Genomic DNA, 9,207 nt, shown 5'->3' with positions numbered 1-9,207 from the left:
CGTGGAGGAAAATCAGGGGGTCGCGTCACACCCCATCACCACAAAGCGCCATTCGGCGAAATTCCGAACGCGCCCAAATCGGTCATTCGGAGGACCAATCGCATCCGCCTCACTAGATAACGCTGGAACTTACGCAGTCCGAACGTAGTGCCGGATTAATCGTCATCCCCGCCTACCCCGAGCAATTCCTCCACCGCGCGGGCGAGATTGTGGGTGGTGTAAGGTTTCTGGACCACGATCCTAGAACGGTGCTCGGCGGGCAGTAGCGCCTGTTCGCCGTAGCCGGTTGCGAAAAAGAAAGGTACGCCGGCATCTGACAGACGATCGGCGATACCGAAGCTGTTCTCATCCCCGAGGTTGATGTCGAGCACGGCGAAGTCGGGCAGGCCCTTGTCGAGCGCATCGTGAGCGCCTTCCGGGGTCGAAGCGGTGTCGATCTCTGCGCCGAACCGGCTCAGGATGTCTTCGGCATCGAGCGCGATAATGAGGCTGTCCTCCACGATGAGGGTCGACATCCCCGTAAGCAAGTCGGGCTTGACTGGCTCCTTTGATGCGTGGGGCATGTGAGAGAACCGTTTGTTGGCCGCCAACGTCACCTTCTTGCTATCGAACTTCCTTGGTTCCGAAATGTGCCGCGCAGGTATGCGGAACGAGGCTTTGACGCCATCCGGATTGTATTCGATTTCGGCCGACCCGCCCAGATCGTAGGGAACTGACCGCTTGATGATGGTCGTCCCAAACCCCTTGCGCGTTGGCTCTCGGACTTCGGGCCCGCCGCTTTCGGTCCAGGTCAGGAAAAGGTCCTCACCCGTCTCCCGGTGCCATTCGATTTCCACGATACCGTCGCCTGACAGGCTCCCGTACTTGGTCGAGTTGGTCACTAGTTCGTGCACCACGAGCGCCATTGACGAATAGGCCTGCGGGTTGAGCAGGACCGGAGGACCCTTGTAATGGATCGAGCTTTCCTTGTGCGCCGCGAAGGCCGCCGCCTCGGCGTCCATCAATGCTTGGAGGGGCGCCGGGCCCCAGTGGTCGTCGGTGATCTGGTTGTGGGCACGCGCCAACGAGTGGATGCGCCCGTCTACCACGTTGACGAAGTCCCGCACCGCCTCCTCATCGGGCTGGGATTGGCGCACCAGTCCGCGGATGACACCCAGAATGTTGCGTACCCGGTGGTTCAGTTCGGCGATCAGTAGCTCTTGCCGGGCGTTGGCTTGATGGCGCTGCGCGGCGGCTTCGTCGGCAAGTCGCAGGACGACTTCGATCAGCGTCGCACGCAGCGTCTCGGCAACTCGCAGTTCGGTCGGCGAGAAGGGGGTGGACTTCCCCTCGACCAGCTCGTTCCATTCCGCAAAGCTCTCGCGCGGGGTCAATCGCGGACCGTTCGGGCCATACTCGACCGGCTTGTGAGGATCCCCGCCCCAGCGCACCGACTGGCGCATTTCCGACCGAAACAGCACCACGTAGTCGCGCGGCGACCGCGAGATGGGGATCGCCAAGAGACCGGAGGCGGCTTTGGCGAAGTGGTCGGCGCGGTCAACTAGGGACCCGATGTGATTGGTAGCGAAGACCTTGGCCGCAGCCGTGCCGTTGAGCGCACGGACGATGCGGCGGAAGTCATCGCTGGGCGGTGCCACGCCTGAGAATGCATAGTTGCCGTTGATCCAGACCCCGACGCCATCGGCAGGGATCGCGCTCGTCAGAATGTCGCCCAGCCAGTCCGGGTCCTTGAGGAGCGTTTCGTCCGAGGCGACGGCCCCCAGGAGCTGGTCGGAAATGTCGCGGGCGCGGCGCTCGTATTCGACAAGCTCCCGGCGCTCCCGGCTTTCTAGGCGCATCGAGAACATCTGCGAGAACAGCTCGCTGACTGAGCGGCGCTCGAACGTCGGGGAGATCGGCGAATAATGGTGGCAAGCGAACAGGCCCCACAATTCGCCGTCGACGATGATCGAGATCGAGAGGGAAGCCTGAACCCCCATATTCTTAAGATACTCGATATGGATCGGGGACACCGATCGCAGGACCGACAGCGAAAGGTCCAGCGGTTTCCGCTCGGCGTCCAGCTCGGGCACGATGCCGACCGAGGTGGAACTCACGTCGCGGATCAGGCGCAGGAGGTTGCGCTTGTAGAGCGCCCGCGCCTGCTTGGGAATGTCGCTGGCCGGATAATGCAGCCCCATGAATGAACCGATGCCCGGCTTGCAAGCCTCGGCCACGACCTCGCCCGCACCATCAGTGTCGAACTTGTAGACCATGACACGGTCATACCCGAGAAGCCCCCGAACCTGCCGGGCGCCTTCCCGGTAGAACGACGTCAGGTCAGGCCGGGTGTCCAGCCGCGCCATCATTGCGCGAACGGTGCCGCTGGCGTCCCCGATGTTTTCGGTGCCGGGCTCGAATTCTATAATGATCTGCCCATGGGACAGGTGGATGGCCGCGTCGAAGGGCCGTCCACCTTCGGTCAGCCTGCAGGCAAACAGTCGTTCCACCATGTCGGGTGCTACGAGATAGGCGACCCGGTTGCGCAGGTCGTGGATGAGATGGCGGGGCAGGAAGTCCGCGAGAGGGTTACCGATGATCGCGCCGGGCTCATGGCCCGTAAAGGCCTCTATGTTGGCTGACGTCCGGGCGACTATCCAATCGGTGCTCACCGCGATCAGGAAACCGATCGGCTGAATGGCGCTGAGTAGATGAATCGGTTCCCGGTCGCAGTTGGTCAGGTCAACCGGAGTTGTATAGCGCGCCACTTAGTCCCCTACGCATGCACAATATTGCAACGGCTTCGGCTGAAAAGCTCCGATGAGTCATCTGAGCCCATGTTTAGAAATGAGGATTTACGGCAAATTCACGTACATCAATCAGAGTATGCCGCGAACGTTCATCTTGATGCGCCCCACTCTGCTACCGATAATGTACGGCAAGAGAATGGGTTCCCTTCCAGCCTATGCCACGCAGCCGATTGATTCGGCCGGCGGCGCTTGCGGCTGCGATAGGGCGTCCGGTTCCACCCCCGACATCGACCATTCCCCGCTTAAACAGTCCACCCGAAACTTCGCGTCCGTTTACCCTACCTCGCCAATGAATGAACGGCAAGGATGGGGCAGGTGAGTGGCCCCGGGAACGTCCGTAACAAGGGCGGTGCACATTCCGAGTGGGGCAGTTTCTTACGGCAGTTGTTTTCCAAAATCATTCTCATCTCCAAACGGCGGCACTTGCTGTTCGTCCGTCTTAAACTGGGAGGCCGACCTCCCGATGGGCTTGGAGATAGGCGATGCCAATTTGGCCCTGCACCCTTGCCGTCGATGTGGCCCGAGAATAGTGCGCGGAAACAAGCGATTTCACTGATCGCCCCGGACTTGAGGTACTAACCCGGCGGAGTTTATACGGAGCATCTGATGCGAGATTTGCCGAAGCCGCTAGACTGGAAGCCGGATCATTTGCGGATGGCGATAAAGGCGGCGGGCGTCGCGCTGTGGGCGTGGAATGTCGATACCGACGAGTTCTCTCGATGGACGAGCAGGGTTTTTCGCTCTGGAAGATGCCCTGGGCCGACAGTGTCACCTTCGAAGAGCTATCGGCGCATATTCACCCCGCTGATCGCGACCGTGTGCGCGCCGCCCAGTTTCCCTTGATAAACTGATTGTGTGTAGGAGGCGCCCGACGCGAACACTTAGGTGGCTCTGCATCGGGCCCGGCCAGCTGCATGCGCCGTTGTCGGCAAGGCGTTCTTTGACTTGACGAAATGAGCTGAACTGGCTGAATTTGGCCGCGCGATCAAATGGACGGGAGGCCCAACTAATGCCGAAGCGGCCGCTGAATGGCATGACTGAGGGCTGCTCATGAGGACCACGCTTGAGCGCGCTGCCCGCGCGCTGGGTCAGCCTGAGGGGCGTTCATCGGATGAAATCCAGGACGGCGGACAATTGTGGCGGACCTATCTGCCCAAAGCGCGTGTGGTCTTCGAAGCAATCCATGATCCTTCGCTTGATCTGGTTCTGGCTGGCGGCGCGGTCGAGGATGTCGGCGGTGTCCCCATCGGCGCGATGCGCGCCGAGGCGGTGTGGATCAGTATGATTTACCGGGCTCTGGCGAAAGTAACTTAGCGAGTGGCAAGGCACCGTAACCGCCCCTGATGGCGCGAGGATGACCGGAAATAAGGCGAGAAGCCCTCTTGGGGGCGCTTGAGGGACTTACTTCTCGCCGCATCGGGTACAACCGGAGCAGGGCTTAAGTGCACGAATCTGATACGCGGTAGACCTGAAGCGGCCGGATGTCGATTTTGTCGCTGCCGACGGTCTACAAGGGAAGCAATTGCCAGGCACTTCGGTTTGATGCCTCGGAAGCACAAGATGGTGTGGGCCGGTAGGGTTAAGAACGGGTGCGGTATTCAGGATTGGTCGGGTCCGCGGTTTCTGTCACCAGATGTCCGAAGAACCCCTCCGCAGAATCCCCCACGAAAAACAGGAAGAAGTTAACGAAGCTTACGTGTATACCGAATAGCAAGGGTCCGACTGAAGTAACCAGAAAACTATAACATAACCTTCAGAATCAGTGATTCGATTAGGGGCACTTTGCAATGGTTTTGGAAAATACGGAGCTCGGGCTCACTAGTCGTGAGCGCGAGATAGTTGGTCTGGTTACCTTCGGTCTTTCCGCAAAGGAGGTCGCAATTCAGCTTTCCATTGCCCCGTGTACCGTAGAAAGGCACGTTGAAAACGTCCGCCTCAAAACTCGCACGCGAAACCGGGCGCACATGGTGGCTTATGTCATCTTCAACGGCCTTGTCGGCGACACCATCATCGCACAAGAGGCCGTTCAGTAGGAATAGGCCCGCCATTCGGCCTCTTGATGCCGGGTTATCATCTGACATCGCCGGCGGCTGCGTATTCGTTCATCGATCGACCGGATTGGCTGCATCTCGACCTTGATGACTCCCCGGCGAATGCAGTAACATAACTTCGAGATCCCGGTTTCCTGGGAGTGGAGGTTGTCATGGACTTGATCCTGATATGCCTACGCTCGGCAGCGGAGATAGCCTCCATCTTGTTGATCGTTGCCATTGCATCGGCAGTGAGTGTGGGCCTCGGTGAGAAGACACGCCACCGAGCCTCCGCTTTGGTCGTAATGGCGGGGCTCGTGATCGGCTTTGCATTTTTTGGATGTCGGCAGCGGGATAAGGATTATGGTTCTGGCATTCGGCATTGCTGCTACAGCGTTCATGATCCTCTGGACATTGCTGGGTGACGGACCTGGGAGGGACCGCGTGAAAAAGACGCCGCGCGTTAAATGGCATTATCCCGCGCTGACCGCGCGGTTGGGGGACTTTAAAAGCCCATCAGTCTCAGACTTGCGGCATCTGCTCCGCAGGCTCAGCCGCGAGCTTCTGACTAACGGTCTGTCAGCGCGCGCCAAGGCAAGGCTCATCAAGGGCGTCGCGCGCGCAGCGCTAAAGCAGTGACGCCGGTCATCGGCCGCACACGATGACGCGCTAGCAATGGCAAGCCTCTTTCGCCTTTCAATCGCGGAATTCGAATGAACAGGTACGAAGACAAGCCGTTCCTGGAACTGCTGGACAGCTATGTGCTGCGCGCCATCGGGGCGCTTGATCCAGACAAGGAAGCGATCCTGGACGCATCGGAGGTTCATCTCCAGGAAGTCTGGAATCTTCCCGGGCAGTGGCACGACATCGTGGCGAGCCGCATGCGGTTTTCCGCTGATCAGGCGAGCCACATCAATATGGTGTGGCAGGCCGCTTGCGAGGATGGCGCCCGGCTTGGCGCCGCCCCAACTCCGATCGAGTTCACGCGCCTGTTTGTTGATGTGAACTACGCAGGCTGAAAATGTCACGGCTGGGTCTGGCTTGGCCGCCGGAACTCTTCGGGTTTGCCGACAGCTGACGTCACTTGGGAAGGCTGCTCAGAGATGCGCCGCGGCTACGAATTCGTCGAGGGTTTCCGGTTTGCCGAGAGCAATCGGCATCGTCCACTTCGCGAGGTCGGCCTCTGAGCCGCCGAAGCCGTCGAAGGCGTGCCAGGTATCGTCCCGCCGTTCCATCAAGCCCCGGCCGCTCGCGTTTACGAGCGCCATGCCGCCGGCCACATCCCAGATGTTGGGCCGCTCGAACCAGGCCATGTCGAGAAGCCCTGCCGCCACGAAGGCGCATTCGATGGCGGCCGATCCGGTCTTGCGTCCATCCCAGCTGAGCTTCTGGCGCGAGGCATGCGGCTCACCGCCGAGCCTGCGGCGAATGGCGGGATTGGCGTGAGTGGCCAGCGGGCCGCCATTGAAGCGCAAGTCGCGAGTGGTAACAGCGTGATAGACGCCGGCTTCAAGGGCATGACTCGTACTGCACCACAAAGCACCCACAACGGGACGGCCGCGAAACAGGACGCCTACGGAAGACGCAAAAAGCGGGAAGCCGTTGATGAAATTGGTCGTCCCGTCGATCGGGTCGACGGCCCAGACGAAGTCGTGCCCGCGCCCAGGCCGATGGTCCATTTCTTCACCGATGATGTCGTGGTCCGGGAAACGCTCGGCCAGACGCTCGCGGATCATCTGCTCGACGCGCCCATCAACTTCTGAAACTGGGTCGGTGAAACGATCAGGGTCTTCTTCAAGGCCCTTGTATCGGATCCGCAGCATACCGCCGAGTGCTCCCCGGATTTCGTTCCCCCCAAGTTGGGCGAGTTCGATAGCTAGGGCCTCGATTTCGCCCAAGAGCTGGCTGTCAGGCTGGACACGAAGGGTCATCTCTAGTTCTCCTGGGGTACAAGGATTCGCACCGGGCTGGAACGAACGCGGATGTCGACGCGGCCACAGACGTTTTCATCAGGGCATCGGTCATCGATGCGGAAAGGGTGTTGCTCTACGGTGAGCCGCACTGACGGGGCCTGGAGAGGCTTGATAGGGCAGGGCTGATCGTCAGGAGCCTCGGCCCAGGCAATCATTGCATTTCGGTCAGCGGTGGTGACGATCACGACGTCTAGCAGTCCGTCACCGGGATCCGCGTGGCAACCCAGCCGGAGGCGGGGTCCTGCAAACGGGATACTCATCACCTCGACCATCAAGCAATCGCCAGCCCAAACCCAACCCCCGGCTTCGAGATGACAAGGGAACGTCGTCGCCTCCTGCAAGGCCGTTCGAAAAGCTGCGCGCCCATTGGCACGCTTTTCCTCGGCAGTGTCGGGTTCGTCGTCGACACCATCAAACGACTGGGTCAAGACCCCAGATCCCAGTGCTTCGACGAACCGCTTCTGACCCCAAGGTCCATCGGCCTCACACCGATCGAGCAGTGTCCATTCATCCAAGGACCAGCGGCGCGGAATGTTGCGCCAGTCGCCCTCAATGCCGAGAGCATGCGCAATGTTATTGGAGCCGCCGAGAGGCAGGACCCCAACCGGCCGTTCGCGATAATCAAGTGTTGAGACCACGTGCGAGACGGTTCCATCCCCGCCCGCCGCGACTACAAAATCGAAGTTCCCGGACAGCGCCTGCCCCAGATCATCTTCGCCATGAGCGCAGTAGATGGTCTCAAAACCTGCCTCCAGCAGCACGTGTTCGATGTCCGCACGCGGGACTGGGTCGGTTCCTGCGTTCTCGTTATGCACGATCAACGCACGCGGCCTCTTTGGGGTGTCCATGATTTCTCCCATCACCCGTAATACCGCGGACGTTCAGTGCGTTCCGGCCCGAAATGAAATGTAATCAGGCGCTGACGAATGGATCGATGCTAGCACCAGCAATGCGGATTGACCGTCTAGCACTCCGCGACGAGGAGCGTGCGCTCCGGACTGGATCGAATCCCGACCCTGCCCCGCAAGACTGCAGGAACGTCAGGAGCTCAGTGTGCGGCGAGAAACGGTTCATCGCAGCGGTAGGAACATATTAACCTCCCGAAGAGTGAGGGTATTCATGGAAAGGAGAGAGAAAGTGCGGAAGCTAACGCGAGTTGGGTGTATGCCCTGGCTGGCACGTGACAGGCGGCCGGTCTCTGACGCCGTTTACCGAGACCTGGTATCGACCCTCTTCACCATGCGTGTCCCCATTGCCGGCTTCGGCGCTCTCTACGGCATCGTCGGCTTGCTAATCTACCTGAACTGGCTGGACAGGGTGATTGCGGGTCTGACCGGCGCTGCGATCGTGGTCACGGCTGCGCGTATCGTTCTAATCAATCGTTACCATCGAGCCGGAGGAGCGTTGCAGGAAATCGCTGTCCTACGGCGCTGGGAGCTGGGGTACGAACTCCTGACGTACCTGTTTGCGGTGCTGCTTGCCGGCCTCAACGTGCGAGGACTTACTGCCCATGCCCGCTGATCCGTCTCGCGACGATCAGCCTGGTGTTCACGTTCGGCGCCGGCGTAGTCTCGCGCACGTCGTCGAGGCTGCGCCTTTGCATGGCGAGCGTGATCCTGGCGGTGCTGCCGACCGTGGCTGCCATGCTGGCGCACGCTGCCAGCGACCATGCGGAGCGGTTCCATTCCGAATTCTTCCTGCTCGAAGCCTTCCTGCTGATCGCTGTCGGGCTGATGAGCCTGCAGTCGGCGGCCCACCTTTATGTGTCGGCTGTCGAGCACCTCTCGACCAAGCAGGATATGGCGAAGCTCGCGAGATACGATCCCTTGACCGGTTTGCCCAACCGCCTTTTGGTGCGAGAAGCCTTCCAGGAGCTTTTCAGCTTTTCTCGCCGTTCGCATAGCCAGCTGGCAATCCATTACGTCGATCTAGACGGATTCAAAGCAGTCAACGATCGATACGGCCATCCGGCGGGCGACCAGCTGTTGGTGGAGGTGGCATCGCGCCTGACGGCAATCATCAGATCCGCGGACTTGGTATGCCGTCTCGGCGGTGATGAATTTCTGATCATCCAGTCCGATATCCGTCATCGCGATCAGGCCGAGCTGCTGGCACGCCGTGTAATCAAGCAGGTCGGCGAGCCCTATGAGATCGAAGGCGCGGCTGTGCGGATCACGGCGAGCATCGGTGTTGCCATGGTACCGGAGTGCGGCATTGAGCTGGACCGGCTGATTGCCTGCGCGGACGGCGCGCTTTACATGTCGAAAGCGCAAGGCAAGGCGCAAGTGATGTTGTGCGATCCTGACGATGAGCCGATCCACGGCCGGGCAGTGGCGTGAAGCGTTGATGTGGCCGCCGGTTCGTCGAAGCCGTGGTGTTGGAAGACAAAGGCGGCCACGCCTGTTCCCGGTCAGC

Annotated in this window: 10 protein-coding genes; 7 read left to right on the top strand and 3 right to left on the bottom strand. The window is 60.3% G+C overall.

Annotated elements, in window-relative coordinates; all coding sequences use genetic code 11:
• Positions 1-155: 155 nt before the first annotated feature.
• Positions 156-2,747 carry an HWE histidine kinase domain-containing protein gene (locus tag PMI02_RS20465; protein ID WP_007686463.1) on the bottom strand — a complete coding sequence of 864 codons (2,592 nt, stop codon included), beginning with the start codon at positions 2,745-2,747 and terminating at the stop codon, positions 156-158.
• A gap of 761 nt (positions 2,748-3,508) precedes the next feature.
• On the opposite strand from PMI02_RS20465, the gene PMI02_RS28210 reads away from it, so the two are divergent.
• The 5 genes from PMI02_RS28210 (at position 3,509) to PMI02_RS20445 (ending at position 5,838) form a co-directional block, all read left to right on the top strand.
• Positions 3,509-3,640: a hypothetical protein gene (locus PMI02_RS28210; RefSeq protein ID WP_007686461.1), complete on the top strand. Its 132-nt coding sequence runs from the start codon at positions 3,509-3,511 to the stop codon at positions 3,638-3,640.
• Positions 3,641-3,839: 199 nt separating this feature from the next.
• Complete coding sequence (locus PMI02_RS20460) at positions 3,840-4,103, top strand: hypothetical protein (RefSeq protein ID WP_007686459.1); 264 nt, start codon at positions 3,840-3,842, stop codon at positions 4,101-4,103.
• A 473-nt stretch (positions 4,104-4,576) separates the two neighbouring features.
• On the top strand, positions 4,577-4,822 hold the full coding sequence (locus PMI02_RS26555) for a response regulator transcription factor (protein WP_081496741.1): 246 nt from the start codon (positions 4,577-4,579) through the stop codon (positions 4,820-4,822).
• 360 nt (positions 4,823-5,182) lie between these two features.
• Positions 5,183-5,458: a hypothetical protein gene (locus tag PMI02_RS20450; RefSeq protein ID WP_007686457.1), complete on the top strand. Its 276-nt coding sequence runs from the start codon at positions 5,183-5,185 to the stop codon at positions 5,456-5,458.
• Positions 5,459-5,532: 74 nt separating this feature from the next.
• Positions 5,533-5,838 (top strand): hypothetical protein, encoded by a 306-nt coding sequence (locus tag PMI02_RS20445; protein WP_007686456.1) that lies wholly within the window; start codon positions 5,533-5,535, stop codon positions 5,836-5,838.
• A 78-nt stretch (positions 5,839-5,916) separates the two neighbouring features.
• Here PMI02_RS20445 and PMI02_RS20440 read toward each other — a convergent pair whose 3' ends face one another.
• On the bottom strand, positions 5,917-6,750 hold the full coding sequence (locus PMI02_RS20440) for an inositol monophosphatase family protein (protein WP_007686455.1): 834 nt from the start codon (positions 6,748-6,750) through the stop codon (positions 5,917-5,919).
• 2 nt (positions 6,751-6,752) lie between these two features.
• Positions 6,753-7,640: a diacylglycerol kinase family protein gene (locus PMI02_RS20435; protein ID WP_007686454.1), complete on the bottom strand. Its 888-nt coding sequence runs from the start codon at positions 7,638-7,640 to the stop codon at positions 6,753-6,755.
• Between the two features lie 391 nt (positions 7,641-8,031).
• Here PMI02_RS20435 and PMI02_RS20430 point away from each other — a divergent pair, with 391 nt between their 5' ends.
• Positions 8,032-8,313: a hypothetical protein gene (locus PMI02_RS20430; RefSeq protein ID WP_157222619.1), complete on the top strand. Its 282-nt coding sequence runs from the start codon at positions 8,032-8,034 to the stop codon at positions 8,311-8,313.
• A gap of 23 nt (positions 8,314-8,336) precedes the next feature.
• Positions 8,337-9,131 (top strand): GGDEF domain-containing protein, encoded by a 795-nt coding sequence (locus PMI02_RS20425; protein WP_238539125.1) that lies wholly within the window; start codon positions 8,337-8,339, stop codon positions 9,129-9,131.
• Positions 9,132-9,207: the final 76 nt, after the last annotated feature.

Source organism: Novosphingobium sp. AP12 (genome assembly GCF_000281975.1).
GTDB lineage: Bacteria > Pseudomonadota > Alphaproteobacteria > Sphingomonadales > Sphingomonadaceae > Novosphingobium.
Note: the sequence above shows the minus strand (reverse complement) of the source record. Positions and strands in the feature narration are given on the sequence as shown.

Coding starts and splice junctions, on each gene's coding strand:
- PMI02_RS28210 (WP_007686461.1), top strand. CDS start 3,509: ATGGACGAGCAGGGTTTTTCGCTCTGGAAGATGCCCTGGGCCGACAGT.
- PMI02_RS20460 (WP_007686459.1), top strand. CDS start 3,840: ATGAGGACCACGCTTGAGCGCGCTGCCCGCGCGCTGGGTCAGCCTGAG.
- PMI02_RS26555 (WP_081496741.1), top strand. CDS start 4,577: ATGGTTTTGGAAAATACGGAGCTCGGGCTCACTAGTCGTGAGCGCGAG.
- PMI02_RS20450 (WP_007686457.1), top strand. CDS start 5,183: ATGGTTCTGGCATTCGGCATTGCTGCTACAGCGTTCATGATCCTCTGG.
- PMI02_RS20445 (WP_007686456.1), top strand. CDS start 5,533: ATGAACAGGTACGAAGACAAGCCGTTCCTGGAACTGCTGGACAGCTAT.
- PMI02_RS20440 (WP_007686455.1), bottom strand. CDS start 6,750: ATGACCCTTCGTGTCCAGCCTGACAGCCAGCTCTTGGGCGAAATCGAG.
- PMI02_RS20435 (WP_007686454.1), bottom strand. CDS start 7,640: ATGGACACCCCAAAGAGGCCGCGTGCGTTGATCGTGCATAACGAGAAC.
- PMI02_RS20430 (WP_157222619.1), top strand. CDS start 8,032: ATGCGTGTCCCCATTGCCGGCTTCGGCGCTCTCTACGGCATCGTCGGC.